Origin of the sequence: Streptomyces scabichelini, assembly GCF_011045015.1 — a bacterium.
Classification (GTDB): domain Bacteria; phylum Actinomycetota; class Actinomycetes; order Streptomycetales; family Streptomycetaceae; genus Streptomyces; species Streptomyces scabichelini.
This window is the reverse complement of record NZ_JAAKZY010000003.1, coordinates 96,880-121,492: the sequence shown is the minus strand read 5'-3', so window position 1 is coordinate 121,492 and position 24,613 is coordinate 96,880. Positions and strand designations below refer to the sequence as shown.

Annotated in this window: 27 protein-coding genes; 17 read left to right on the top strand and 10 right to left on the bottom strand. The window is 69.6% G+C overall.

The window, feature by feature from the left end; genetic code table 11:
- Positions 1 to 202 precede the first annotated feature (202 nt).
- Both G5C60_RS01940 and G5C60_RS01935 read left to right on the top strand, forming a co-directional pair.
- Positions 203 to 610 carry an ArsR/SmtB family transcription factor gene (locus G5C60_RS01940; protein WP_338145651.1) on the top strand — a complete coding sequence of 136 codons (408 nt, stop codon included), beginning with the start codon at positions 203 to 205 and terminating at the stop codon, positions 608 to 610.
- Positions 607 to 1,695 (top strand): TIGR03086 family metal-binding protein, encoded by a 1,089-nt coding sequence (locus tag G5C60_RS01935; protein ID WP_165254376.1) that lies wholly within the window; start codon positions 607 to 609, stop codon positions 1,693 to 1,695. The genes G5C60_RS01940 and G5C60_RS01935 overlap by 4 nt, the downstream gene beginning before the upstream one ends.
- A 26-nt stretch (positions 1,696 to 1,721) precedes the next feature.
- Here G5C60_RS01935 and G5C60_RS01930 read toward each other — a convergent pair whose 3' ends face one another.
- From G5C60_RS01930 to G5C60_RS01915, 4 genes are all read right to left on the bottom strand, one after another.
- On the bottom strand, positions 1,722 to 2,942 hold the full coding sequence (locus G5C60_RS01930; protein WP_165254375.1) for a sigma-70 family RNA polymerase sigma factor: 1,221 nt from the start codon (positions 2,940 to 2,942) through the stop codon (positions 1,722 to 1,724).
- 8 nt (positions 2,943 to 2,950) lie between these two features.
- Entirely contained in the window at positions 2,951 to 3,322 is a 372-nt protein-coding gene (locus G5C60_RS01925; RefSeq protein WP_165254374.1) for a YciI family protein, read from the bottom strand.
- Between the two features lie 151 nt (positions 3,323 to 3,473).
- Positions 3,474 to 3,965 carry a PPOX class F420-dependent oxidoreductase gene (locus tag G5C60_RS01920; RefSeq protein WP_241266423.1) on the bottom strand — a complete coding sequence of 164 codons (492 nt, stop codon included), beginning with the start codon at positions 3,963 to 3,965 and terminating at the stop codon, positions 3,474 to 3,476.
- Positions 3,966 to 4,017: 52 nt separating this feature from the next.
- A complete protein-coding gene (locus tag G5C60_RS01915; RefSeq protein ID WP_165254373.1) occupies positions 4,018 to 4,899 on the bottom strand; it encodes a fructosamine kinase family protein in 882 nt (293 codons plus the stop codon).
- Positions 4,900 to 5,307: 408 nt separating this feature from the next.
- On the opposite strand from G5C60_RS01915, the gene G5C60_RS01910 reads away from it, so the two are divergent.
- From G5C60_RS01910 to G5C60_RS01880, 7 genes are all read left to right on the top strand, one after another.
- On the top strand, positions 5,308 to 6,480 hold the full coding sequence (locus tag G5C60_RS01910; RefSeq protein ID WP_206438981.1) for an ABC transporter substrate-binding protein: 1,173 nt from the start codon (positions 5,308 to 5,310) through the stop codon (positions 6,478 to 6,480).
- A gap of 7 nt (positions 6,481 to 6,487) precedes the next feature.
- Positions 6,488 to 7,375, top strand: coding sequence for an ABC transporter permease subunit (locus G5C60_RS01905; RefSeq protein ID WP_165254371.1), 888 nt, complete (start codon positions 6,488 to 6,490; stop codon positions 7,373 to 7,375).
- Positions 7,359 to 8,528, top strand: coding sequence for a branched-chain amino acid ABC transporter permease (locus G5C60_RS01900; RefSeq protein ID WP_206438980.1), 1,170 nt, complete (start codon positions 7,359 to 7,361; stop codon positions 8,526 to 8,528). The genes G5C60_RS01905 and G5C60_RS01900 overlap by 17 nt, the downstream gene beginning before the upstream one ends.
- On the top strand, positions 8,485 to 9,294 hold the full coding sequence (locus G5C60_RS01895; RefSeq protein ID WP_165254370.1) for an ATP-binding cassette domain-containing protein: 810 nt from the start codon (positions 8,485 to 8,487) through the stop codon (positions 9,292 to 9,294). The genes G5C60_RS01900 and G5C60_RS01895 overlap by 44 nt, the downstream gene beginning before the upstream one ends.
- The gene (locus G5C60_RS01890) at positions 9,284 to 10,033 is read left to right on the top strand and encodes an ABC transporter ATP-binding protein (RefSeq protein ID WP_165254369.1); all 750 of its coding nucleotides are present in this window, start codon (positions 9,284 to 9,286) and stop codon (positions 10,031 to 10,033) included. Before G5C60_RS01895 ends, G5C60_RS01890 begins: the two co-directional genes overlap by 11 nt.
- 63 nt (positions 10,034 to 10,096) lie before the next feature.
- Positions 10,097 to 11,059 carry a LamG domain-containing protein gene (locus G5C60_RS01885; RefSeq protein WP_165254368.1) on the top strand — a complete coding sequence of 321 codons (963 nt, stop codon included), beginning with the start codon at positions 10,097 to 10,099 and terminating at the stop codon, positions 11,057 to 11,059.
- Between the two features lie 22 nt (positions 11,060 to 11,081).
- Entirely contained in the window at positions 11,082 to 13,169 is a 2,088-nt protein-coding gene (locus tag G5C60_RS01880; RefSeq protein ID WP_165254367.1) for a PQQ-dependent sugar dehydrogenase, read from the top strand.
- 106 nt (positions 13,170 to 13,275) lie between these two features.
- Here G5C60_RS01880 and G5C60_RS50910 read toward each other — a convergent pair whose 3' ends face one another.
- The 4 genes from G5C60_RS50910 to G5C60_RS01860 form a co-directional block, all read right to left on the bottom strand.
- Positions 13,276 to 13,413: a hypothetical protein gene (locus tag G5C60_RS50910; protein WP_206438979.1), complete on the bottom strand. Its 138-nt coding sequence runs from the start codon at positions 13,411 to 13,413 to the stop codon at positions 13,276 to 13,278.
- Positions 13,414 to 13,920: 507 nt separating this feature from the next.
- Positions 13,921 to 15,027, bottom strand: coding sequence for an FAD-dependent oxidoreductase (locus G5C60_RS01870; RefSeq protein WP_165254366.1), 1,107 nt, complete (start codon positions 15,025 to 15,027; stop codon positions 13,921 to 13,923).
- Positions 15,028 to 15,217: 190 nt separating this feature from the next.
- On the bottom strand, positions 15,218 to 15,580 hold the full coding sequence (locus G5C60_RS01865) for a hypothetical protein (protein ID WP_206438978.1): 363 nt from the start codon (positions 15,578 to 15,580) through the stop codon (positions 15,218 to 15,220).
- The gene (locus tag G5C60_RS01860) at positions 15,568 to 15,852 is read right to left on the bottom strand and encodes a hypothetical protein (RefSeq protein WP_206438977.1); all 285 of its coding nucleotides are present in this window, start codon (positions 15,850 to 15,852) and stop codon (positions 15,568 to 15,570) included. Before G5C60_RS01860 ends, G5C60_RS01865 begins: the two co-directional genes overlap by 13 nt.
- A 181-nt stretch (positions 15,853 to 16,033) precedes the next feature.
- Between G5C60_RS01860 and G5C60_RS01855 the strand changes: the two genes are divergently transcribed.
- On the top strand, positions 16,034 to 17,257 hold the full coding sequence (locus tag G5C60_RS01855; RefSeq protein ID WP_165254365.1) for a cytochrome P450: 1,224 nt from the start codon (positions 16,034 to 16,036) through the stop codon (positions 17,255 to 17,257).
- 30 nt (positions 17,258 to 17,287) lie between these two features.
- Here the strand turns inward: G5C60_RS01855 and G5C60_RS01850 are convergent, their stop codons facing one another.
- The gene (locus G5C60_RS01850; RefSeq protein ID WP_165254364.1) at positions 17,288 to 18,292 is read right to left on the bottom strand and encodes a LacI family DNA-binding transcriptional regulator; all 1,005 of its coding nucleotides are present in this window, start codon (positions 18,290 to 18,292) and stop codon (positions 17,288 to 17,290) included.
- Positions 18,293 to 18,455: 163 nt separating this feature from the next.
- Between G5C60_RS01850 and G5C60_RS01845 the strand changes: the two genes are divergently transcribed.
- Complete coding sequence (locus G5C60_RS01845) at positions 18,456 to 19,349, top strand: amidohydrolase family protein (protein WP_165254363.1); 894 nt, start codon at positions 18,456 to 18,458, stop codon at positions 19,347 to 19,349.
- Positions 19,346 to 19,846 (top strand): cysteine dioxygenase, encoded by a 501-nt coding sequence (locus G5C60_RS01840; protein WP_165254362.1) that lies wholly within the window; start codon positions 19,346 to 19,348, stop codon positions 19,844 to 19,846. The genes G5C60_RS01845 and G5C60_RS01840 overlap by 4 nt, the downstream gene beginning before the upstream one ends.
- A 56-nt stretch (positions 19,847 to 19,902) precedes the next feature.
- Here the strand turns inward: G5C60_RS01840 and G5C60_RS01835 are convergent, their stop codons facing one another.
- On the bottom strand, positions 19,903 to 20,325 hold the full coding sequence (locus tag G5C60_RS01835) for a secondary thiamine-phosphate synthase enzyme YjbQ (protein WP_165254361.1): 423 nt from the start codon (positions 20,323 to 20,325) through the stop codon (positions 19,903 to 19,905).
- Positions 20,326 to 20,461: 136 nt separating this feature from the next.
- Between G5C60_RS01835 and G5C60_RS53920 the strand changes: the two genes are divergently transcribed.
- The 5 genes from G5C60_RS53920 (at position 20,462) to G5C60_RS01815 (ending at position 24,585) form a co-directional block, all read left to right on the top strand.
- On the top strand, positions 20,462 to 20,545 hold the full coding sequence (locus tag G5C60_RS53920; RefSeq protein WP_313884353.1) for a putative leader peptide: 84 nt from the start codon (positions 20,462 to 20,464) through the stop codon (positions 20,543 to 20,545).
- Positions 20,546 to 20,688: 143 nt separating this feature from the next.
- Positions 20,689 to 21,567, top strand: coding sequence for an ABC transporter permease (locus G5C60_RS01830; protein ID WP_165254360.1), 879 nt, complete (start codon positions 20,689 to 20,691; stop codon positions 21,565 to 21,567).
- Positions 21,540 to 22,298, top strand: a complete 759-nt coding sequence (locus G5C60_RS01825) for an ABC transporter ATP-binding protein (RefSeq protein ID WP_165254359.1) — start codon at positions 21,540 to 21,542, stop codon at positions 22,296 to 22,298. Before G5C60_RS01830 ends, G5C60_RS01825 begins: the two co-directional genes overlap by 28 nt.
- 65 nt (positions 22,299 to 22,363) lie before the next feature.
- Positions 22,364 to 23,410, top strand: coding sequence for an ABC transporter substrate-binding protein (locus G5C60_RS01820; RefSeq protein ID WP_165254358.1), 1,047 nt, complete (start codon positions 22,364 to 22,366; stop codon positions 23,408 to 23,410).
- A complete protein-coding gene (locus G5C60_RS01815) occupies positions 23,410 to 24,585 on the top strand; it encodes an LLM class flavin-dependent oxidoreductase (protein WP_165254357.1) in 1,176 nt (391 codons plus the stop codon). The genes G5C60_RS01820 and G5C60_RS01815 overlap by 1 nt, the downstream gene beginning before the upstream one ends.
- Positions 24,586 to 24,613 lie beyond the last annotated feature (28 nt).

The window sequence follows — 24,613 nt, the reverse complement described above, 5'->3', positions numbered from 1 at the left end:
CCACTGCTCTGTCCACCGTTCGACGGTACGCCCGTGCAGGTGGCGTGACCACTCGATCAACGTCGTAGAAGTTCAGCGAAAAACAGCCCACGGGCGCCGCCACGTTTCTCGTACGCTCACTCGCTATTCAACCACTCGGTTGACAAGCCGGGAGCGCGACCCTACGCTATTTAACCAATCGGTTGAATAAGTGAGGTGAGAGGTGACCGACGACCGGCTGTCCCAGGTGTTCTCCGCTCTGGCCGACCCGACACGGCGGGACATCGTGGCCCGGCTCGCCGCCGGCGACGCCACGGTCAACGAACTGGCCGAGCCGTACGACGTCACGGTGCAGGCCGTGTCCAAACACATCAGAGTCCTGGAAGACGCCGGTCTGGTCAGCCGCAGCAGGGACGCTCAGCGGCGGCCCTGCCACCTCGAGGCAGAGGTCTTCGACCTGATGACGAAGTGGATCGAGCGCTACCGGCGTGAGGCGGAGGACCGTTTCCGTCGTCTCGATGCCGTCCTTGACCGGATGGACGAGCAGCCGGTGACGGACACCCCCACGAAGGAATCCCCCACGAAGGAACCCCCGTCGAAGGACTACCCGACAGAGGAAGCGGCATCATGAGCACCAACGACACTCAGCACCGCAACGAGACGCTGATCGTGGCCGACCCGGCTCTGCCCACCATCGTGATCACCCGGGAGTTCGACGCTCCCCCGGAGCGGGTGTTCCGGGCGTACACCGATCCCGACCTGGTCGTCCAGTGGCTCGGCCCGCGCCGGCTCACCATGCGGATCGACCGGTACGAGGCCCGCACCGGCGGCTCCTATCGCTATGTGCACAGCGAGGACAACGGCACCGAGTACGGCTTTCACGGTGTGTTCCACGAGGTACGCCCCCATGAGCGCATCGTGCAGACCTTCACCTTCGAGGGCTTCCCGGACGGCGTCAGCCTGGAGACCGCCCTTTTCGAGGACCTCGGTGGTCGCACCCGGGTCACCACCAGATCACTCATGGACTCCATCGAAGCCCGCGACACCATGATCAAGAGTGGCATGGAAGGCGGAGTCCGGGAAGGCTACGAGCGGCTCGACGAGCTGCTCCGCAGCCGCCGCAGCGACGCCGGCGAACGCACCACTACGGAGGCTCGAGTCATGACGACGGCGGCCGAGGAACACCGCACTGTCGCGGGCGTATTCACCGACCGCGTACGGGGCACGCGGCCGCAGGCCTGGGACAACCCGGCGCCGTGCGAGGGATGGGTCGCCCGGGACGTGGTGCGTCACCTCGTCGAGTGGTTCCCCGACTTCCTGAAGGCCGGCGCCGGAATCGAACTGCCCAAAGGGCCGTCCGTGGACGACGACCCCGTGGCCGCCTGGACGGTGCACAGCGATGCGGTGCAGGCCCTCCTCGACGATCCGGCCACGGCACACAAACTGCTGTCGAACCCGCACATCGGAGAGGTCCCACTGGACCAGGCGGTCGACCGGTTCTACACCGCCGACGTCTTCATGCACACCTGGGACCTGGCACGGGCCACCGGTCAGGACGAACGCCTCGATCCCGACAAGTGCGCCCAGTTGCTAGAGGGGATGCTGCCGCTCGACGACGTGCTGCGCCAGAGCGGGCAGTACGGCCCACGGGTCGAGGTGTCCGACGACGCCGACGTGCAGACCCGCATGCTCGCCTTCATCGGCCGCAAACCCTGAAGGGCCGGTAGCCACCGCCGGCAGGATCAGCGCAGCGTGTCGCGGGCGTGGTGCAGGTAGGCCCGCTCGGCGGCGTTGTCGGTGCGTTCCGCCGCCTTGTCGTACGCTTCCGCCGCCTCAGCGGTGCGGCCGAGGCGGCGGAGCAGATCGGCGCGGACCGCGTGGAACACGTGGTAGCCGTCCAGGTCCAGCGCGTCGACCAGAGGCAGCGCCTGAGCCGGGCCCGCGGTCTCCGCCACCGCGACCGCCCGGTTGAGGGCGACGACCGGAGACGGGGCCACCGCCATCAACTGGTCGTAGAGCTGCACGATCTGGCCCCAGTCGGTGGCGGCGGCCGTCGGCGCGTCGCTGTGGACGGCGTTGATGGCGGCCTGGATCTGGTACAGGCCCGGCCGGTTGCGGCGCAGACAGCGGCGGACCAGGGCCTGGCCTTCGGCGATGAGTTCCCGGTCCCAGCGGCCGCGGTCCTGGTCGGCGAGGAGTACCAGCCGGCCGGCCGCGTCCGTACGGGCCGGACGGCGGGCCTCGACGAGCAGCATGAGCGCGAGCAGGCCGAGCACCTCGGGCTCGTCCGGCATCAGCTCCGCCAGCAGCCGGCCCAGGCGGATGGCCTCCGCGCACAGGTCAGGCCTGGTGAGTGCGTCGCCGGAGCTGGCGGTGTGGCCCTCGTTGAAGATCAGGTACACGACGGCCAGCACGGCTCGCAGCCGCTCGGGCAGGTCGGCGTCCTTCGGCACCCGGTAAGGGATGCGGGCGTCGCGGATCTTGCCCTTGGCGCGGACCAGGCGCTGGGCCATCGTCGGCTCCGCAACCAGGAAGGCGCGGGCGATCTCCGCGGTGCTCAGGCCGCCGAGCAGCCGCAGCGTCAGCGCGACCCGGGCGACGGGGGCGAGGGCGGGGTGACAGCAGGTGAAGATCAGTCGGAGCCGGTCGTCGCGCACGGGGCCCTCCTCGGCCGGCTCGGCGTCCCCGGCGTACAGCAGTGCGGCCTGGGCGTGCCGGTCCTCGCGCTTGGCCTCCCTGCGGAGGCGGTCGATGGTCCGGTTACGGGCGGTGGTGATGATCCAGCCGGCCGGGCTCGGCGGCACGCCGGTCTCGGGCCAGCGGCCGACGGCCGTGGCGAAGGCGTCCTGGACCGCCTCCTCGGCGAGGTCGATGTCGCCGAAGTGACGGACCAGGACGGCGACCGCGCGCCCGTACTCCGTCCGGAACACCCGCTCGATCTCCGCGGTGGGCACATCCCGCACGACGTCGCTCAGTCCCCGGCCTCGGCGTCGGCCTCGGCGAACTGGAACGGCCGTACCTCGATCGGCAGCAGCCGCACGGCCTCGGCCTCCTTCCGGGCCCACTCGAGCGCGGCGTCGAGGTCGGGCGCCTTGATGATGGTGAACCCGCCGAGGTGCTCCTTGCCCTCGGTGTACGGGCCGTCGGTGGTGAGCACCTCGCCCTCGCGCAGCCGCACCACGGTGGACGCTTCGGGGCCGTGCAGGCCGCCGTCGAAGACCCACACGCCGGCCGCCTTCATCTCCTCCTTCACGGTGCCGAGGTCCCGCATGATCGGGTCCAGCACCTCGGGCGGTGGCGGGTCACCGACGGGCTGGTGCATGGCGAGCAGGTAGTACGTCATGTCGGGCTCCTCCGTCTGCGGCCGGCTCCGTGCCGGCCTCTCACCCTCTACACGAACGACGCCCGCCGGGATCGACACCGCGCCGGGTTTTTCCCGCGGCCGTCAGCGCCGGAACGTCAGCCGCGGCTTCGGTCCTTCGCCCTCCCCGGCTTCAGCGGGGCGGCTGTGGGTGGACGGTTCGCCTCGTCTCGTACCACTGGTCGCCGGCCGCGCGGGGGCGGCCTGCCATGTTCCAGCTCCAGGAGACGGTCGGAGTGATGCGCATGTACAGTCCGGGGCCGACCATGCCGACCCGCTCGACGGGAGGCTCGGCATGGCCGTAGACGCGAATGCTCCGGGCGATGAACGGATCGAGGGAGATCAGGTCATCGACGACGAGTGCGACCTTGTGGTGGCCGGCGCGCACGTTGCGGAACTTGCGCGTTCCGGCCACGCCCGATCCGGTGCCGCCGACCCAGAAGTACGTGCCGTCGAATTCGAACGCGAGGGGCACGACGTCCGGCTGCCCATCGGCAGACACGGTGGACACGCGAGCGAGCGGCTGCGACCGCAGGTAAGTGAGCTCTTCGGCGGTGAAGGACATGTCGGTGGCCTTTCTTGAGAAGTCCTCGGCATGTTCCAGACGAACAGCAGCCGTCGTCATCGACAATCGTGATCAGCTTCCTGGCGCCGTCGGCGCCCACCCCGACGAGCGCTCACGCGGTGCGGACACGGCGAAACGGCGCGATGACCTTCCGGACGCCGTCGGCGGCACTGCGGACGTTCTCGCCGTGCGCGATGCAGCTGAGCAGCTCCCGCAGGTGCAGCAGCGGCATCCGCTCCTGCCAGCCGGCCTCGAGCGGCGCGAGCTCGCTGTAGACGGCGAAGAAGCGGTCGGATGCGGGCGGGCGCGGCGAGCACCACAGCATGCTGAGGTCGACCTCGGGCCAGGTGCAGGACACCGCGGGGTCGATGAGTACCGGTGCTCCGGCGGCATCGGCGAGGATGTTCTGGCTCCACAGATCGCCGTGCGTCAGCGCCGGCGGCCGGGGCGGGATCAGCTCCGGCAGCGCGGCGCACAGGCGCTCCACGGCCCGGCGCTCCTCGCGGTCGAACGTGGCCTCGACCAAGGGCTCCGGCAGCCAGCGCAGGATCCTGTGCCGCGCGAAGAAGGCGTGGCCGTCGCTCTCCCAGACGTTGTTCTGCGGCAGGCGGCCCAGCCAGCCCACGCGGTGCCAGCCGAACCGGTCGCCGACGTCCGCGGTGTGCAGACCGACCACCATGTGGGCGAGGCGCTCCCAGAAGTCCTCATCGTCACGGCGCGGTTGCAGCGCCTCCAGCACCAGCAGGCGCCGCGACACGTGCAGGACGGCCGGGGTGTTCGCCCCGCCCCGTTCGCGCAGTACGGACAGCCCGGCGGACTCCACCTCGAACACGTCCGCTTCCGTGTCCCGCAGCGTCTTCGCGAACACCCGGCTGCCGTCCCGCAGCGTGGCCAGCCCTGCGACGGCGACCACTCCCCCGGTCGCCTGCCGCACCGACTCGGCGGCGAAGCCTGCCTCCCGCAACCGCTCCTCGAGAATTCCAGTCTCCGACACGCGGACATGAAAGCACGAGGTGCGCAACTGGACACTGCTGCACCGGCGCACCCTCACCCAACTTCACACGAAACTGGCCGAGTTGTGACGGACGAACGAGATCCTTAAGCCGTCCTCACGGTCCGTGCACGTTCTCGGCGCCGGGAGCGGCCGCGCCCCGTCGACTCACATCCGGTCACATCCGGACGTCACATCCGCAGACGTCAGACGAAGGACAACTGATACGTGCACGACTGTTGTCCAGACCGGCGCTGCACGGCTTACATAGTATGAAAGCGCCCCCGAAAGCGCTTTCACGCACCACGGAATCCGGCCGACCCGTGAGGGTGTACAGCCGATGAGGGGTGTCCAGCGATGAGACCAACACACCGTCTACAGGCGACAATCACCGCAGGCACGCTGACTCTGGTGCTCGCCGCCAGCGGCTGCGCCGGCGGTTCCGGTTCAGAGGATTCATCCGATGACTCCATCGTGATCGGCGTCTCGTTGCCTCTCACCGGAGACTTCTCCGAACCCGGCAAGGGCGTCGAACGCGGCTACAAGGCCTGGGCGAAAATCGTCAACGACAAGGGCGGACTCCTCGGCCGCAAGGTCGAGTTGAAGATCCTCGACGACCAGTCCAACGCCGACCGCGTCGTCTCCGACTACGAGCAGCTGATCGGCAGGGACGAAGTCGACCTGGTCTTCGGTCCCTTCTCCACCCGGCTCGTCGTCCCCTCCGCGCGCGTGGCCGAGGAGTACGGCATGCTCTTCGTCGAACCGGCGGGAGCGGCACCGGAAGTCTTCGACCAGGGCTTCAAGAACCTCTTCTACGCCGCGCCGGCCATCGCCAACGACCACTACAACCACCTGGCCGACCACATCCTCGCCCTGCCGGCGAACGAGCGCCCCAAGACCGTCGCGTACGCCGCCATGGACGACCCCTTCGCCCAGGGAACCGCGTACGGACTCAAGGACAAGCTGGAGAAGGGCGGCATCAAGACCGTCGTCGACGAGGTCTACCCGCCCAACACCACCGACTTCGGCAGCATCGCCGCCAAGATCGCCGACTCCAGGGCCGACATGGTGGTGGGCGGCTCCCAGTACCAGGACGGCGTCAATCTGATCGTCGCCCTCCAACAGCTGAACTACCAGCCGAAGATGGCCGCCTTCTCCACCGCACCCACCGAACCGGAGTTCGCGAAGGCCATCGGCAACAAGACCGAGGGGATCCTCGCGCCCACCGGTTACACGCAGAAGGCCGACTACCCGAGCAACAAGGAGTTCGTCGAGAAGTACACCAAGCAGTTCGGCAAGGCCCCGGAGGAGGACGAGGCCAACGCCTACACCACAGGACAGGTGGTCGCGGCGGCCGTCGAGGCGGCCGACTGCGCCTCCCAGGACCCCGACTGCCAGAGCAAGCTGGTCGACTGGCTGCGCGGCAACGAGGTGGAGACCGTCGTCGGACCGCTGAAGTGGGACGACAAAGGCCGCCCGCAGAGTGCACACATGATCCAGCAATGGATCGACGGGGAGATCCAGATCGTGCTCCCCGAGGCGCAGAAGGAAACGGATCTGGTCCACCCCAAGCCGGCGTGGTGATGCCGGCGTGCCCTCCGCGAGCCTCGTCTTCCAGAGCGTCGTCCTCGGTGTGCTGCTGGGAGGGCTGTACGCCCTCCTGGCGGCCGGACTGACCCTCTACTTCGGCGTCATGCGCGTCGTGATGATCGCCCACTCCGCCTTCCTGATCCTCGCCGCCTACCTCGCCTGGTACGCCCACCGGGAGACCGGCGTGGACCCGCTGCTCACCTTGTTCGTCACCGTGCCGCTGTTCTTCGCCGCGGGAGTCGCCATGCAGCGGCTGCTCCTCACCCGGCTCCGCCCGGCGACCCTCACCATGATGTCGGTGCTGCTCACCTTCTCGGTCGCCCTGATCATCGAGGGACTTCTCGGGTACGCCTTCAGCGGCACCCAGCGCCGTATCCGGCTCGGCTACAGCTCGGCCGGTTTCGAGTTCTTCGGGGCGAGGATCGCGGCGGTCAAGCTGATCGCCTTCGGCCTGGCCGCCCTCGCCCTGCTCGGACTGTACGTACTGATGAAGCACAGCCGGTTCGGCCAGGCGCTCCGCGCCACCATCCAGCACCGGGAGGCCGCCCAGCTGCTCGGCATCGACACCGACCGGATCGCCGGCTACGGCTTCGGGCTCGGCCTCGCCACGGCTGCCGTCGGCGGCACGGCACTCGCCCTCGACACCACCATCTACCCCTCGCTGCACTGGCACTGGATCGGCCCGCTGATGGCCATCATCGTCGTCGGCGGACTCGGCAGCGTGCCGGGAGCCGCCATCGCCGCCATGACGCTGGGCATGCTCCAGAGCCTGCTCCAACTCGAACTCTCCACCACCTGGGCGCAGACCGTCTTCTACGTCGCGCTCTTCGCCACCCTGGCCTTCCGGCCACAGGGATTCTTCGGGGGGCGGCTTGCCCAGAGATTCTGAAACCCCGCTGCGGGAAGGCCGGTTCCCGCCCTGGACGGGCAGAGCGCTGCGCCTCGGCGTCCTGCTCGTGGCGGTCGCCGTCGCGCTGTCCTTCCCGTCCATGGCCCCGAGCCCGTACGAGATCACCGTGGGCATCGCGATCCTCAACTACGCGGTGCTCTCCACCTCGTGGAACTTCGTCGGCGGCTTCACCGGCTACATCTCCCTCGGGCACGGAGCCTTCGCCGGACTCGGCGCCTACGGGACGGGACTGTTGGCCACCAAGGCCGAACTCCCGCCCTTCGCCGCGCTGTTCGTGGCCGCCGCGCTGGTCGCCGTGCTCGCCGTGCCGGTCGGCTATGCCGCCCTGCGGGTGCGCGGCGCCTCCTTCGTCATCGTCTCCATCGCCCTGGTCCTCATCCTGCTGCTGGTCTTCCAGAGCTGGGCGTCCTTCACCGGCGGCTCCCGGGGACTGGTCGTGCCACGGCCGTTCCCCGGCATGCTGCGCGCCGATCACCACCGCACCTTCTACTTCCTCTTCGCCGCGCTGCTCGCGGTGGCGCTGCTGGCCTGGTGGCTCATCGACCGCTCGCGGTTCGGCATGGGTCTGAAGGCGATCCGCGAGGACGAGGACAAGGCCCAGTCCCTGGGCACCCCCACCTACACGTACAAACTCGTGGTGTTCGTCGTCTCCGCCACCTTCACCTCGCTGGCCGGCGGGCTCTACGCGCTGTGGTTCGGCGACCTCGACCCGGTCTTCCAGTTCTCGATTCTCAGCGGGGCGTACATGGTGCTGATGGCGCTGCTGGGAGGCGTACGCCATCTGTACGGGCCGCTGCTCGGCGCCGTGATCGTCGGGTACGCGCTGGAGTACTCCAAGCTCGAGTACGGCGACACTCCCATGCACCTGGTCGTGGCGGGGCTGGTGCTGGGCGTCGTCGTGTTGTTCATGCCGGACGGGGTCATCCCGGCCGCCACCGCGCTGCTGGGCCGCTTCCTCAAGACCGACGAAACCTCCATCCGCGAGGTGACCGCCGCCGAATTGCGCGAGCGGAACGACAACGGACAGCGCAACGGAACGGAAGCGACGGACGGTACGGATGGAACGGACGGAACGGAGGTGAGAGACAGTGAGCGAAGCCGAACCGGATCCGGCGGCGGAAGCGGCACCTGAGCCCGAGACCGAGCCCGCGCCTCAGCCCGACCCTCGACCGAGTCTCGCGACCGTCGGGCTCACCAAGGCCTTCGGCGGAGTCACCGCGCTCGACTCCGCCACCGTGACCTTCCAGCACGGCAAGGTCAACGCCCTGATCGGCCCCAACGGCTCCGGCAAGACCACCTTCTTCAACTGCGTCACCGGGATGATCCGCCCGGACGCGGGCCGCACAAGCTACCGCGGCCGCGACATCACCGGAAAGCCCTCGCACCGCATCGCCCGCGCCGGCATCGGGCGCTCCTTCCAACTGTGCCGCGTCTTCCCCCGGATGACCGTGCTGGACAACCTCCTCGCCGCCGTACAGCCGCCCTCCCTCGCGGCGCAGCTTGCCCGCGCGGGCAGGCGGGAGGAGACGGAGCGGGCCCGGGGCTGGCTGGCGCGGATGGGCATCGAGCACCTGGAGCGCGCCGAGGCACGCCAACTGTCCTGGGGGCAGCAGAAGTTGCTGGAACTCGCGGGTGTGCTGATGAGCGAGCCCGAACTGATCCTGCTGGACGAGCCGGCCGGCGGGGTGAACCCGGCGCTCATCGACCGGATCTGCGAACTGGTCCGCGAACTCAACGCCGAGGGACGGACCTTCCTGATCGTCGAGCACAACATGGACCTGGTCATGAGCCTCAGCGACCACGTCGTCGTGTTCGACCGCGGCCGGCCGATCGCCGACGGCCCACCTTCCGTGATCCAGTCCGACGAACGAGTCCTCGGGGCATACCTTGGCGTCTGACTCTGACTCCGCGTTCCTTCTCGAACTCGACGACATACGAGCCGGATACGGCCGCGCGGCACTGGTGCTGCGCGGGCTGACCGTCCAGGTCCCCGCCGGGGCGATCGTCTGCCTGGTGGGGCCGAACGGCGCGGGCAAGTCCACCGTCCTGAAGGTCGCCAGCGGACTCCTTGCCCCGCGCTCGGGCCGGGTCGTGGTCGACGGCGAGGACCTCACCGGCCACGGACCGCAGCGGATGCTCGCCGCCGGAGTCGCCCATGTCCTCCAGGGGCACAGCGTCTTCCGGGAGATGACGGTCGCAGAGAACGTCCTGCTCGGCGGCTACACCCTCCGGGACAAGACGCTCATCGCCGAGCGGGTGAGGTTCGTCCGGGAACTCTTCCCGGTCGTCGGGGAGCGGTGGACGAGCCTCGCCGGGCTGCTCTCCGGCGGCCAGCAGAAACAGGTGGAGTTCGCGCGTTCGCTGATGGTCAAACCCCGGGTGGTGCTCCTCGACGAACCCTCGATGGGGCTCGACCCCAAGACGACCGGTGTCGTCTTCGAGCAGATCGTACGGATGCGGGACGCGGGAACCGCCGTCCTGCTCGTCGAACAGAACGCGCGGCGCGCCTTGGAGGCCGCCGACACCGGCTGCGTCCTCGACCTGGGCCGGGTCCATGTCTCCGGCCCGGCACGGGAGTTGCTCGCCGATCCGCAACTGGGCGAGCTCTACCTCGGAGGCCGGCCCGCGCGCCGATGACGCACATGCGCCCTGGCCCGTGACAAGGCTGTCCGTGATCCGCCTCGCAAAGGAGCGAGTGGAATGTTCATACGACGCAGACGGCACACGGCGGCGGCCCTTGCCGCCTCCCTGACGGCCCTGACCGCGCTGGCCTCGGCACCTGCCGAAGCCGGGGTGGACCGCGGTGCCGTACACCCCTCTCTGAGGCCGCACTTGGCGGCGTACTACGACTTCGAGCACCCGGTGCGCGGTAACCCGGCGAAGGAACGCGATCAGGGCTTCTCCCGTACCGACATCGACCTGGTCAACGGCGGGTCACTGATGCGTACGGCGGACGGGGCGCACCGGGGCAGCCGGAACTCGCTCCAGACGCGGCAGGTGAACCCGGACACGGCGGGCAACGACGACTGGAAGGCGGGCGTGTACGGGGCGACCGGCGTGCCGACGCTGAGAGCCTTCAACGCGGTCAAGGGGATCACCGTCATGGGCTGGTTCAAGATGACCGGCTCGAACCCGGGCCCGAACAGCAACACGCCCGCCCCCGACGACCATTACAACGCCGTGGGTCTGGCGGGCGTGCTGTCGGGGGACTCCGACGGCCACGCGGTCCGCGGCCTGCTGGAGATCATCGAGGTGAACGGCGAGCTGCGGCTTGTGGCCCTCGGCCGGCGCGTCGACGGGGCGAGTTCGCAGACCTTCGCCGCCTCCCAGGACTGGCGGACCCTGCTGCCGGACGGCGCATGGGTCTTCCTCGCCGCGACCTTCGACTTCGACACCGGAGCCATGGCCCTCTACCGCAACGGGCAGCGGCTGGACGGTTTCTACGCCGTCCCCGGCGACCCCTGGGACCTCTCGGGACCTGGACCGCACCGGACCTCGCCCACCGACCCCCGGGGCATCAAGATCGGCGGCAGCTTCCCGCAGAACACCGGTGAACGCAATCCCTGCGACTGCCGCATGGACAGCCTGATGTTCCTCAACCGGGCCGTGGACGGCGACCGGATACGGGCTCAGTACCGGCTGTCGAGCACCGGCCGGAGCTGAGCCCTCAAAAGGAGTGATACCGATGAACACATCCCCCGGCGTCAGACCGAGAGCCCTTTTGCTGGCCCCTCTCGTCGCACTCGCCCTGGTGCTGTCGGTTCTCGTCGCCCTGCCCGGCACGGCGCACGCGGCCGCCGACCCCATCACCGACCCGATCCCGGAGCGGCCCGCGGCCTCCGGGATCGGGCTGACCGTCGAGGAGTACGCCACCTTCCCGAAGACGGAGCCTTCGCCCGGCCCGGTCACCGATCCACGGCTGGTACGGCACGCCCGTATCAACTACTTGAGTGAACTGCCCGACGGATCCGGCCGGATGGCCGTCCCCGACCTCAACGGCAAGCTGTATCTCGTCGAGGACGGCACCCCGCGCCTCTATCTCGACATCGCCGACACCTTCTCCCCCGCCTTCTTCGCCAGCCAGGGCCTCGGCCAGGGCTTCGGGTTCGTCACCTTCGACCCCGGCTTCAAGCGCAACGGCCGCTTCTACACCGTCCACACCGAACTGGCCTCCGCCACCACCGCCGTACCCGACATGCGGCAGCAGGCGACGACGAGGTACCACGGCATCGTCACCGAATGGACGGCCGCCGACCCCTCGGCCGCCACCTTCCAGGGCACCCGCCGCGAGGTGCTGCGCATCGGCTTCGCGGGCACGATCCACGGCATCCAGCAGATCGACTTCAACCCGAACGCCCGGCCCCACACCCCCGACCACGGCCTGCTCTACATCGCCGTCGGCGACGGCGGCCAGGGCGCCAGGAACACCGAGCCGCAGAACCTGTCCCTGCCGCACGGCAAGATCCTGCGCATCGACCCGCGCGGCACGAACAGCGCCAACGGCAAGTACGGGATCCCGGCGCGGAACCCGTTCACCGGCACCGCCGGCGCGCTCGGCGAGATCTACGCGTACGGCATGCGCGATCCGCACCGCTTCAGCTGGGACACCGGCGGCGGCCACCGCATGTACCTCGGCCACATCGGCGAGCACGCCCTCGAATCCGTCTACGAGGTGCGCGCGGGCGACAACTTCGGCTGGAGCGAACGCGAGGGCCCCTTCCGCTTCGAGAAGGCACCGACGGGCCCCTGCGCCCGGATCTTCCCGCTCCCGGAGGACGACGAGCAGTACGGCTACACGTATCCCGTCGCCGCCTACGACCACGACCCGCCCGCCGACTGGAACTGCACCTCAGACGTGGGCCGCGCCATCGTCGGAGGCTTCGTCTACCGCGGCAGTGACCTGCCCGAGCTGCGCGGCAAGTACGTCTTCGGTGACATCGTCGACGGCCGGCTGCTCTTCGCCGACACCAAGGACATGCGGCGCGGCAGCAAGGAACTGGCCCGGCTCTACGACCTGATGCTGTACGACGAGAGCGGCAAGCGCGTCACCATGCGGGACCTGGCCGGGCACACCCGCGTGGACCTGCGCTTCGGGCGGGACGCGGACGGCGAGCTGTATCTGCTCTCCAAGGCCAACGGCAAGATCTGGAAGGTCACCGGGACCCGGAAGTTCGCCTCCTGCGACACCGACGGCTCCACGCTCACGCATGTCATGGCCGGACGGAACTGGTCTCCCGTCACCCCGTCCAAGTGGCGCTTCCCGGGCCACGAGGCCGTCCTCGCCGAGCCCGGCGTCCAGCGTCCCGGCCCCCGCCGGCCCTTCGAGTACGCCGTGCTGGCCGCGGGTCCGGAGTACCGCGACGTACGGATCGATGCCGAAGTGCGCCTCGACACCCCCGTCGAGATCACCAACCGAGACGTGATCATCGTTTTCGGATACCAGTCGGACACGAAGTTCTCCTACGTCCACCTCTCCACGGACAACACCATCTATCCGCACAACGGGATCTTCGTCGTCAACGATGCCGACCGGGTACGGATCGAGGACCAGTGGAACGGCAGGACGGGCGCCCCACCGGCCGTCACCGACGCCGACTGGCACAAGGTGCGGGTGGTGCGCTGCGCGAGCAGTGGCGAGATCGCGGTCTACGTCGACGGCTCGAAACGGCCGCTGATGACCGCCGTCGACACCACGCTCACCTCCGGCAGGGTGGGCTTCGGATCATTCGACAACATCGGGCGGCTCCGCGGACTGAAAGTGTCCTACCGCTGAGGTCGGGCAATTGCCGAACTGGGGCGTTCAGGGCGTCCCAGCACGCCGGGGCGAAGTGTCACAGGGGGCCGCAGACGGCCAAGTGGGAGCGACATTGATCCGCGTTCTACTCGTCGAGAACACCCGCCTCGTGCGGGGAGCGTTCGCCGCTCTCCTCGCTCGTGAGGACGACATCGAGGTGGTGGCCGAAGCCGAGGGTGACGGCGACGTTCTCGCGCGTGCGCTGATGTGCCGCCGGTGTCATCAGTACGAACGCACCGGCGGACCGTCTGGTCCACGGCGTGCGCAAGCTGGTCAGGGGACAGCGCTTCATCGACCCCGAGTTCGCGCTCGTCGCCCTCGACGCGAGAGAACCCCCTGACCCCGCGTGAGGTGGAAGTCCTGCGGATGACCGCTGACGGCACACCCACGCGGGTCCGACGTTTGTGGAGGACGTTCACCCGGGATCACCAACGAGGATTCCGGAGCCGACCGTCGCGGAACACCACCGTTTCTCACGCGTGCGGCGTGAGAACGTCACGTCGGGACCAGGAGAAACGGCGATGCGACCCGGGCGTTTTCGACCGGAGCAGGCGCGGGTCGGCGGCCGACACGGACAGCCCCGTCAGACAGCGCCCAGCGATGAGCGCTGTCGGGCGGACCGGTCCGGCATGCGGTCGGCTCACGCCCGCCGCCGCGACGGTCGACGCCGGCTCGCGGGCCGGGCACTGGCGGCGGCCCACACTTACAGACGGTCTCCGCGTGCTGTGCCTCAGGCCGCGGTGTATCCGAGCTGGCGCCTCATGTAGGGGGTCATGAGGGCCTTGGCCTTGGCCAGGGTGGTGGTGCGGCCGCCGAGGACCGCGGTTTCCCCTCCCAGTACGGGGAGCATGGTCACGCCGTCGGTGGGGCCGAAGGGGACGATGAGCGGCGTGCGGTGGATCGGCCGGTAGGAGCGGGGCTCCTTGCGGTGCTTGCCGGAACTCTGCAGGTACGTGCGGATGTTGTGGGCGGCCAGGTCCGCCTGGGCGAACGCGGCGGGCGTGATCTTGAGCTCGGTGGCGTCATTCACGTCGCCCACCGCGAACACGTCCAGCCACCCCTCGACCCGCAGCGTCCGGTCGACCTTCACGTGCCCGGCCTCGTTCAGCCAGTCGCCATGTCCCGCCAGACGCAGCCAGAGCGTGTTGGGGGTGGTGCCGGTCGCCCAGAAGGAGAGGTCTGCGGCGATGACGTTGCCGCGGGCGTCGCGATAGGTGCCGAAGTCGTTGCCAGGCGACATGAAGGAGTCGAGCTGCACCTCCACGTCGTGGGCCTCCAGCCAGGCGCGGGCCTTGCGCCCGGCTCGTACGCTGCCCGTGGAGTGGAGCAACGCCGGCCCGGAGTGGGCGAGCGTGACCCTGGCGTCCGGCCGGGCCAGGCGGATCTCGGCGCTGAGCTCGACGCCGGAGGGCCCGCCGCCGACGACGAGGACGTGATCGGCGGTGGCGATGTTCTGCTGGTGCTCTGCGAACGACTTGGCCGCCTCCTCGGGGGTGGTGCCGGTGAAACGGGCCGGTTCGGGGTAGTCGGCGCCGCTGGCGATCACCACCACGTCGTACGGCAGCCGCTCGCCCGTGGCCAGCACCACCTGCCGCTCGGTGGTGTCGACGCGGACCGCCTTGCCCACAGCCACGCGGCCGTTGCGCAGCAGCCGGTCGTACGGAATGAAGGGGGCCCCGGTCCACTCCGGGTCCACGCCGGCGCGCAGGGAGGCGATACGGTGGAAGAAGACCTCCTTGCGGTCCACAAGAGTGACCCGCGCCGACCCGTCCAGCCGTTTCGCCAGACGGACACCCGCATAACCGCCGCCGATCACCACTACGTCGCCGTCGTACACACCGAGTCTCCTGTGCCTTGTGGGGGGGAGCGAGTGCCGCGACGGGTCGGCCGCCCTCGGCCACTCGACTGCCGGTGAGCGTAACCCTTGAAACTTAAAGAGACTCACGAACTTCGGTGTGGGTTCTGTGAAGTGACGGCACGGCTGCCGCAGGGGCGCGGGCCTGGCTCGTGTCGGGCGTGGGCTTCCGTCAGGGTGCCGAGCATTCCAGATCGGCGACAATCACCGCGTTCGCCGGAACGATCACAACGTCGTCCTGGTCCTCAGCCTGCTCGAACCGTGTCGTGACGTAGCCCCGCTTGCCGTCCCCGACACACTTCGTGGCGAGGTTTCCGAAGCCGTCCGGGAAGTTGTAGACCTCCGCCGGGGTGTCCTCGCCCGCTTTTCCCTTCACCGGGGCGTCGCCCTTGCCCCGCTCGTCGTCGTGCTCCTGGGAGCAGCCGGTGAGCAGGACGGCGAGCAGCAGCGCACCGCAGGTGGCGACGCCCGCATACGCCGACCGCAGGCGGCGCTTCCCCGACCGCGACCCTGCCGTCATGCTCAGCTCGCGCATGACTCGTCCTTGACGAGCTGTATGTTCGACGGACCGTCGGCGTTCGTCGTGACGTAGGCGCGATAGCCGTGCCCCACGCACTTCGTGGCGAGGTTTCCGAAGCCGTCCGGCATGTTGTACACCTCAGCCGGACTGTCGTCGCCCTCGCGGCCCATCACCGGGGCGTCGCCCTTGCCCCGCTCGTCGTCGTACTCCTGCGAACAGCCCACAAGAAAGCTTCCCGCAGTCAGTACCAGGCCCGCGGCCCAGACCGATGCTCGTACACGCATCATCAGGAGTCCCCCGTACCGGCAAGCTGAATGGTGTCCCTGAAGACAGCGCGGCGACCTCATCCGGTTCCGCCGTTGGCCTCTTGGCATAAACACACCGCCGGAGACGGCACATACCCTTTGAGCGAGTTCCCGGATCAAGACCGGAACTCCAGGAACAAGTACAGGAACAGGGGCAGCTTCTATGGTGACGGCGTGCCGGTTTCCGCTCGGCTCTACGACCACGCTCGCGGAGCTGGAGGACAACCCCCATCCCCGGCTGGCCCTGCTGCGCGCCCACGAACCGGTTTCCTGGCTCCCCGCGCTGGGCGGCTGGCTGGTGACCCGGCGGGATCTCGCCCTGCACGTCATGCGTGACGCGGCCACCTTCACGGTGGACGACCCCCGCTTCTCCACCGCCCAGGTGGTCGGTCCGAGCATGCTCTCCCTGGACGGCGCCGAGCACAAACGGCACCGCGCCCCCTTCACCGACCCGTTCCGCGCGCGGGACGTACACGACCGGTTCGCCGGGTTCGTGGAACAGGAAGCCGCCCGGCTGACGGAGGCGATCCAGCCGCGCGGCAGCGCCGAACTGCGCCGCGAGGTCGCGGGGCCCCTGGCCGTCGCCGTCGTCGCCGAGTCCCTCGGTCTGGTCGACGCGGACGCCAGGGCGGTGCTGTCCTGGTACGACGCCATCGTGAGCACGGTTTCCGACATCACCGCCGGCCGGCCGGCGGACGCCGCCGGAGCAGCGGCCTTCGACGAACTCCGAGAAAGCGTCGAGGCGACGGTCGGCGCACGACGCGATGCGTCGCTGCTCGTCGCGGTGGCCGAGAGCAAGCGCCTGGACCTGCCCGAGGTAGTGGCCAACGCTGCCGTTCTGATGTTCGGCGGCATAGAGACCACCGAGGGCATGATCGCCAATGCGGTACTGCACGTACTGGCCAACCCCGACCAACTCGCTCTGCTGCGAGCCGATCCGAACCTCGTCGACGCGGCGATCGAGGAGTCGTTGCGCCTGGAACCCGCCGCGGCGGTCGTGGACCGCTACGCCACCGCCGACGTGACGATCGGCGGTGCCGAGGTGCGCCGCGGTGATCTGGTGGTCGTCTCGCTCGCCGGCGCGAACCGTGACCCCGATGTCTTCCAGGACCCTGACCGTTTCGACCTACGACGAGCCAACTCGCGCCTCCAGTTGGCCTTCGCCCACGGCCCTCACTTCTGTCTGGGCGCCCACCTCGCCCGCCTGGAGACCCGCGCCTGCCTCAACGCGCTCCTCGACCGCCTCCCGGGCCTGCGGCTCGACGAGACCTCGACTGCGGCGCCCAAGGGTCTGGTCTTCCGCAAGCCACCGGCTCTGCACGTCCGTTGGGACGTGTGGGACGTGTGGGACGTGCCGAAGCACGGCTCCACGAAGGGACGTCAGTAGCCGGCTCGCCCCATTCGGGCCCGCGGTCCGCTACACCCGCACAGCCGATCCCCGCTCACTCATCCGCGGCGCGCAGAGAATCCGCTTCCTCCGCACCCTCGTCCCCTCAATCGCCGCGACGGTCAACCGAGCCGCCTCCGCGGCAATCCCGGCCGGCCCCCAGTCGACGGTGGTCAGCGGCGGCGTGAGTACCCGGGACACCGGATGGTCGTCGAAGCCGACCACGGAGACATTCCGTCCCACCTCCAGCGAGGCCTCCGCCGCAGCCGCGTACACCCCGTACGCCAGCGAATCGGAGAAACAGAAAACGGCGGTCGCGGGCCGCGGTCCCTCCAGCACCCGGCGCGCCACCGCCGTGGCCTCACCCAGTTCCTGGGGACAGGGCACGAGTTCGGTCCGCAGCCCCAGTCGCTCCGCCGCTTCGGACACATATACGTCGGCGGGCCGATCCGGCGTACTGGGCCGGGTCGGCGTCAGCACGGTCACCTGCCGGTGCCCGAGTCCGTGCAGATACTCCAGTACGGCGTCGATGCCGGCCCGGTTGTCGAAGATGACCTGCCCGGCCGTGCGTGCCTTCTGCAGGGAGTCCCCGATGGCCACCACGGGCAGCGCGTCGGCGATCGCGGCCCACGCCTCGGCGGAGGGGTCCACAGGCGACACGAGAAGGGCGTCGACCCGCTGGTCGCGCAGCTGCTTGGCGAGGGCCAGCTGACGGTCGGGGTCGCCGCCCGCGTCGACGGTCAGCGCATAGCGGTCGCAGGCCAGCAGCTCATGGCCGATGGCCGCCATCAGCTGCTGGTGCCAGAGGTCCTGGAGGTCGCCCGCGAGGACACCGACCATGCTGGTACGACCGCTCGCCAGGGCACGGGCGATGGGGTCGGCCTCGTAACCGAGCTCGGCGGCCGCCTTGCGCACCCGCTCCTCGGTCTCCTTGGAGACGTGTTTGCCGCGCAGGGCATACGAGACGGCGGCGGTGGAGAGGCCAGTGGCTTCGGCCACCTCCCGGAGGGTGGTGCGCTTAGTGGGCCTGGCCATACGGGGAAGCCTACCGGGGTCTGTCCGCCCTGGGCCCACCCGGGCCCGCGGGCCCCTCGCGCGCTTGACACAGCATCTTGTTAACCGCTTAACTTAACCGCATCAGTGAAGCGCTTAACTTCTCTCCAACCAAGCTTCTTCACGCCGCCCCGAGGACCGATCCGTGCTCACCGATGTTCACCAGCACATCTGGCCGCCCGAGTTCACCGAGCTACTGCGCGCCCGCACGACACCGCCCTACCTCGACGGCTGGACCCTGCACCTGTCGGGCGAGCCGCCGTACGAGGTCGACCCGGCCGACCACGACATCGCGGCCCGCACCCGACTTGCCGTCGCCGACGGCCTCGACCTGGCCCTGGTCTCGCTCTCCAGCCCGCTGGGCATCGAATACCTGCCGCCCTCCGAGACCTTCGCGCTGCTCGACGCGTTCCACGACGGCGCACTCGCGCTCCCCGCACCCTTCGGCGTCTGGGCCTCGCCCTGCCTGTCAGCACCGGAAACCGATGCGGTCGAACGGGAACTGCGCCGCGGCTGCGCGGGTCTCCAACTCCCCGCCACAGCACTGCTGGACGCGGCCGGCTGGCACCACTGCGCCCCGCTGCTGGACGTCCTCACCCGCCTCGACAAGCCCCTCTTCATCCATCCCGGAGCCGCCCCGCCGACTCCCGGCGCTCCCCCCTGGTGGCCGGCCCTTGTCCCCTACCTCCACCAGATGCATGCGTCCTGGTTCGCCTTCCGCGCCTTCGGCCGCGTACGCCACCCACGTCTGCGCGTCTGCTTCGCCGCACTCGCGGGCTTGGCCCCGCTCCACGGCGAGCGGCTCGCCGCCCGAGGCGGCGGCCGCGGCGAGGTCGACTTCGACGCCTTCTACGAGACCTCGTCGTACGGCACACGCGCGGTGGACGCGCTCGTGCGGGCCGTCGGTATCGACGTGCTCGTCAGTGGCAGCGACCGCCCCTACGCGGCTCCCGTCATCCCCGACCTCGGCGCGGACGCCGCCGTCCACGCCCTGCGCACCGCCAACCCCGCCCGTCTGCTGAAGGGAGCCACCCCATGACGTACGAGGCCCTGCCGGACCGTGTCCTCGACAAGCGCGAGCTGAAGGCGCTGGTGGACGACCTCGCCGCCCGCCCCGGCCTGTGGCGCGAACAGGTCGCGTTCTCCGACGAACAGCGGCACTACGCATCCCTGCACCGCGACGAGTACGTCGACGTCTGGCTGCTGTGCTGGACCCGGCGCAACGACACCGGCTGGCACGACCACGACATCTCCTCCGGCGCGGTCAGCGTCGTCCAGGGCGCGCTGAACGAGTCCAATCCGCGCATCGGCGGCAGCCATCTGTCCGTCACCGTGGGCGCGGGCGAGTCCTTCTGCTTCGGCCCCGAGCACATCCACCGCCTCACCGGCGCCACCGACGACGCGGTCTCCATCCACGCGTACTCGCCGCCGCTGTGGCGCCTCGGCCAGTACGACATCACCGAGGACGGCCTGATGCGCCGGATCTCCGTCTCCTACGCGGACGAACTGCGCCCCCTGGACACCCCGGCCGCCTGAAGCACCGGCCCTGGCTGCCGGGGGTGGTTCGGCGGCCACCCTCAGGACGATCTTGCTCATCCCAGGAAGCTCAGCCTCACATGACGGTTGGCATTGGAGATGTTGGTGTCGACCAGACACACCGACTGCCAAGTCCCCAGTTCCAGGCGGCCACCCAGCACCGGCAGCGTGGCGTGCGGGGGCACGATCGCCGGGAGTACGTGGTCGCGGCCGTGGCCGGGGCTGCCGTGGCGGTGCTGCCAGCGGTCGTCGTCGGGGAGCAGGGTGTGGAGGGTGGCGAGGAGGTCGTCGTCGCTGCCGGCCCCGGTCTCGATGATCGCGATTCCGGCGGTTGCGTGGGGCACGAAGACGTTCAGCAGGCCGTCACGGTCGCCCGCCACCTCCCTGAGGAAGGCCTCGCATTCGTGGGTGAGGTCGACGACTGTCTCCGAGGATCCGGTGGCGACGTTCAGTACACGGGTGGTGAAGGCATCGGACATGAGTCAATCCTCGCTCATCAGCCGGGTTGCGTGCCTGCACCGACCGAGTGCCCGCACCACCCGCCGGGTGATACGCGCAGTCCATTCCGCGAGACGCCATTGACCGTGCACAGCCCATCTGGCTACTTTCAGCCGCATGTTGCGTTCAGCCCTGCTCACCACGCGCGGTCACATCGACCTGCTGCGGGTGGCCTCCGCCGCGTGTCGTCGCGGCCGCTGACGCCCCTCTCCCTCGTATTTCATCTCCGCGCCGCGGCATGCCCGTACGTCTGATCTGAACCGGACGTCGGCGCGCTGACGCGTACCTTCTCCTGCCGCTCTCCCGCCGCTCTCCCGTCGTAGAGCCCCAGTCGTGGAGCACTCATGAGCATCAGCCATGCCCCGCCGGACTCTCACGGGTCCGACATTTCGGGAATATCCAAGTCTGAGAACGCCCTGCCCGAGCTCGAACCCCTCGTCCCCACCTCCGCCCGCAGCACCCGCGTCCCCCGCTGGCTGCGTCGCACCTCCGGCCCCGTCCTCCTCCTCGGACTGTGGCAACTCCTCAGCAGTACAGGCGTGTTGACCCCAGACGTCCTCGCCTCGCCCGGCACCATCGCACGCGTCGCGGGTGATCTGATCTCCGACGGCTCGCTGCCCACGGCGATGGGCGTCTCGCTCCAGCGGGTCGCGGTCGGGCTGCTGCTCGGCACCGTCGTCGGCACCGGACTCGCTCTGGTATCCGGCCTGTTCCGCATCGGCGAGGACCTCGTCGACGCGAGCGTCCAGATGCTGCGGACCGTGCCGTTCGTCGGCCTGATCCCGCTGTTCATCATCTGGTTCGGCATCGGCGAGGCTCCGAAGGTCGCGATCATCACGCTCGGTGTCTCGTTCCCGCTCTATCTCAATGTGTACGCGGGTATCCGCGGCGTCGACTCCCAGCTGATCGAGGCCGGGGAATCCCTCGGCCTGTCCCGCTGGGGACTCGTACGCCATGTGGTCCTGCCGGGCGCGCTGCCCGGTGCGATGACCGGGCTCCGCTACTCGCTCGGCATCGCCTGGCTCGCGCTCGTCTTCGCCGAGCAGATCAACGCGGACGCCGGGATCGGCTTCCTCATGGTCCAGGCGCGCGACTTCCTGCGCACGGACGTCATCGTGGTCTGCCTGATCGTCTACGCCTTCCTCGGCCTGCTCGCCGACTTCATCGTCCGCTCCCTCGAAAGGCTGCTGCTGCAATGGCGACCGACGTTCACCGGCCGGTGACCACCCAAGCCGTACAGGCCGCGCAGGCCGCACAGGCGGTCCATGTCGAGGGGCTGTCCCGCTCCTTCGACGGCCGCGCCGTCATCGACCGTCTTCAACTCGATGTGAGGCCGGGCGAGTTCGTGGCCCTGCTCGGCCGCAGCGGCTGCGGCAAGTCCACCCTGCTGCGCATCCTCGCCGGGCTCGACCGCGACATCGAGGGCACCGTTCTAGTCCCGCGCCGCAAGGCCGTCGCGTTCCAGGCGCCGCGGCTCATGCCGTGGAAGAAGGTGTGGCGCAACGTGCTGCTCGGACTGCCGGGGAAGCCCGAACGGGCCGTCGCCGAGCGGGCGTTGGCGGAGGTCGGTCTCAGCCACCGCTCCAACGCCTGGCCCAAGACGCTCTCCGGCGGCGAGGCCCAACGCGCCTCACTGGCCCGCGCGCTGGTACGCGAGCCCGACCTGCTGCTCCTCGACGAACCCTTCGGCGCGCTGGACGCGCTGACCCGGATCAACGCACAACGGCTCGTCGGCGAACTGTGGCAGCGGCGCGGCTGCGCGGTGCTCCTGGTCACGCACGACGTGGAGGAGGCGGTACTGCTCGCCGACCGCGTCCTCGTGATGGACGGCGGCGTCATCGCGTACGAGACCCGCGTCGAGCTGGACCGCCCGCGTGACATCGCCGACCCCCGGTTCGCGGAGCTCCGCGCCGGTCTGCTGGAACGCCTGGGCGTCGATACCGCCGCCATCTGAACTGCCACTTCTGAACTCCCCCCTCCTGAACTCCCCTTCTCCAGAACGAATTGAACGGATGCACCATGCGACGACGCCTCGTCCCCGCCCTGCTCCTTCCCCTGTCTCTCCTGTCCCTTCTGTCTCTCCTGCTCACCGCCTGTGGCGGGAATTCGGCAGCCGACACCTCGGCGGGCGGCGGGACCGACGGCAAGGGGTCCCTCACCCTCAACGTCGGTGACCAGAAGGGTGGTTCCGAGGCCGTCCTGCGGGCCGCAGGAGAGCTGGAGAACCTCGACTACAAGATCAAGTGGTCGACGTTCACGTCCGGTCCACCACTCTTGGAAGCCGTCAACGCCAAGGCCGTCGACATCGGCGGCGTCGGCAACACGCCGCCGGTCTTCGCGGCCGGCGCCGACTCGAAGATCTCCGTCGTCGCGGCCTGGCACGGCACGTCCAAGGGCGAGGCCATCCTCGTACCGACGAACTCGTCGCTGAGGACGACCGAGCAGCTCAAGGGCAAAGCGGTCGCGGTGGCGCAGGGTTCGTCCGCCCACTACCAGCTGGTCGCCTCCCTGAAGGAGGCCGGGCTGAAGCTGAGCGATGTCAAGGTGAAGTACCTGCAGCCCGCGGACGCGCTGGCCGCGTTCACCGGCGGCAAGGTCGACGCGTGGGCGGTCTGGGACCCGTACACCTCGCAGGTTCTCCAGGCCGAGCAGGGCCGCGTCCTGACGGACGGCGACGGTGTGGTCAACGGCCTCACCTTCCAGGTGGCGGCGCCGGGCGCGCTCGCGGACAAGAAGAAGACCGCGGCCATCGGTGACTACCTGGAGCGGCTGCGGCGCGCCCAGAACTGGGTCTACGACCACCCCGAGGAGTGGGCACAGGTGTGGGCGAAGGACACCGGGCTCCCCTACGAGGTGGCGCTGGCCTCGGTGAAGCGTACGAACGCCTCACGCATCCCGGTCGCCGTCGACAAGCCGCTCATCGCCTCCGAACAGCAAATCGCCGACACATTCACGGAGTTGAAGCTCATCCCGCGCAAGGTCGACTTCGCCGGCTTCGTCGACCCCCGCTTCAACGGCGACCTGCCGGCGTCCACCACAGCTCCCCGCACGTCGAAGGAGTCCTGATGACCGTCCATCTGCACTGGTTCCTGCCGACCGGCGGCGACGGCCGCACCCTCGTGGACCGGCACGCCTACGCCTCCAATCCCGTCGACCCCGCCAAGCCGGTCAGCGGCGTGCGCGCCCCCGACATCGAGTATCTGGCCCAGATCGCCAAGGCCGCCGAGCAGTTGGGCTTCGAGGCGGTGCTGACGCCGACCGGCACCTGGTGCGAGGACGCCTGGCTGACGACGGTGGCGCTGGCCCAGCACACCGAGCGGCTGAAGTTCCTGGTGGCGTTCCGGCCCGGCGTCATCTCGCCGACGCTCGCCGCGCAGATGGCGGCCACGTATCAGCGCATCACACGCGGTCGGCTCCTGCTCAACGTGGTCACCGGCGGCGACTCCGGTGAGCAGCGGCGCTTCGGCGACCATCTCGATCACGACCGGCGGTATGCCCGTACGGACGAGTTCCTGTCGGTCGTACGAGGGGTGTGGCGCGGGCAGCCGTACGACTTCGACGGTGCGCACTATCAGATCGAGGGCGGGCTCACCGCGCTGCCGCCGGACCCGCTGCCGGAGATCTTCTTCGGCGGTTCGTCGGCGGCCGCGGGGCCGGTCGCCGCCCGGCACGCGGATGTGTATCTGACCTGGGGCGAGTCCCCGGCGCAGGTCAAGGAGAAGACCGACTGGATTCGCGGGCTCGCCGAGCGCGAGGGCCGTACGGTCCGCTTCGGCATCCGCTTGCACACGATCTCCCGTGACTCGTCGGCCGAGGCCTGGGCGACCGCGCGGCACCTGCTCGACGACCTCGACCCGGAGACCATCGCGGCCGCCCAGGCGGCGCTCGGCCGCAGTGAGTCGGTCGGCCAGCAGCGCATGCTCGCGTTGCACGGCGGCTCCCGGGACCGGCTGGAGATCTCCCCGAACCTGTGGGCGGGTGTGGGTCTCGTCCGTGGTGGGGCGGGCACCGCGCTCGTCGGCAGCCACGCCGAGGTCGCCGACCGGATCGAGGAGTACCACGCGCTGGGCATCGAGCATTTCGTGCTGTCCGGGTATCCGCATCTGGAGGAGGCGTACTGGTTCGGGGAGGGTGTGATGCCCGAGCTGGCCGTACGCGGTCTGCTGCCGGGCGCTCCGACGGCCGCGGGACCGGTCGCCGCGCGGGAAGGCGCACCGCTGTTCGTGGCGAGCGGGCGCTGACGGGAAGATCGGGGCCCCCGGTCGAGTT

Bases quoted from the DNA above. Each gene is read 5' to 3' on its own strand.
- G5C60_RS01935 (WP_165254376.1), top strand. From the start codon at position 607: ATGAGCACCAACGACACTCAGCACCGCAACGAGACGCTGATCGTGGCC.
- G5C60_RS01925 (WP_165254374.1), bottom strand. From the start codon at position 3,322: ATGACGTACTACCTGCTCGCCATGCACCAGCCCGTCGGTGACCCGCCA.
- G5C60_RS01920 (WP_241266423.1), bottom strand. From the start codon at position 3,965: ATGACGACGGCTGCTGTTCGTCTGGAACATGCCGAGGACTTCTCAAGA.
- G5C60_RS01885 (WP_165254368.1), top strand. From the start codon at position 10,097: ATGTTCATACGACGCAGACGGCACACGGCGGCGGCCCTTGCCGCCTCC.
- G5C60_RS01880 (WP_165254367.1), top strand. From the start codon at position 11,082: ATGAACACATCCCCCGGCGTCAGACCGAGAGCCCTTTTGCTGGCCCCT.
- G5C60_RS50910 (WP_206438979.1), bottom strand. From the start codon at position 13,413: ATGACACCGGCGGCACATCAGCGCACGCGCGAGAACGTCGCCGTCACC.
- G5C60_RS01865 (WP_206438978.1), bottom strand. From the start codon at position 15,580: ATGCGCGAGCTGAGCATGACGGCAGGGTCGCGGTCGGGGAAGCGCCGC.
- G5C60_RS01860 (WP_206438977.1), bottom strand. From the start codon at position 15,852: ATGATGCGTGTACGAGCATCGGTCTGGGCCGCGGGCCTGGTACTGACT.
- G5C60_RS01855 (WP_165254365.1), top strand. From the start codon at position 16,034: ATGGTGACGGCGTGCCGGTTTCCGCTCGGCTCTACGACCACGCTCGCG.
- G5C60_RS01850 (WP_165254364.1), bottom strand. From the start codon at position 18,292: ATGGCCAGGCCCACTAAGCGCACCACCCTCCGGGAGGTGGCCGAAGCC.
- G5C60_RS01840 (WP_165254362.1), top strand. From the start codon at position 19,346: ATGACGTACGAGGCCCTGCCGGACCGTGTCCTCGACAAGCGCGAGCTG.
- G5C60_RS01835 (WP_165254361.1), bottom strand. From the start codon at position 20,325: ATGTCCGATGCCTTCACCACCCGTGTACTGAACGTCGCCACCGGATCC.
- G5C60_RS53920 (WP_313884353.1), top strand. From the start codon at position 20,462: ATGTTGCGTTCAGCCCTGCTCACCACGCGCGGTCACATCGACCTGCTG.
- G5C60_RS01830 (WP_165254360.1), top strand. From the start codon at position 20,689: ATGAGCATCAGCCATGCCCCGCCGGACTCTCACGGGTCCGACATTTCG.
- G5C60_RS01825 (WP_165254359.1), top strand. From the start codon at position 21,540: ATGGCGACCGACGTTCACCGGCCGGTGACCACCCAAGCCGTACAGGCC.
- G5C60_RS01820 (WP_165254358.1), top strand. From the start codon at position 22,364: ATGCGACGACGCCTCGTCCCCGCCCTGCTCCTTCCCCTGTCTCTCCTG.
- G5C60_RS01815 (WP_165254357.1), top strand. From the start codon at position 23,410: ATGACCGTCCATCTGCACTGGTTCCTGCCGACCGGCGGCGACGGCCGC.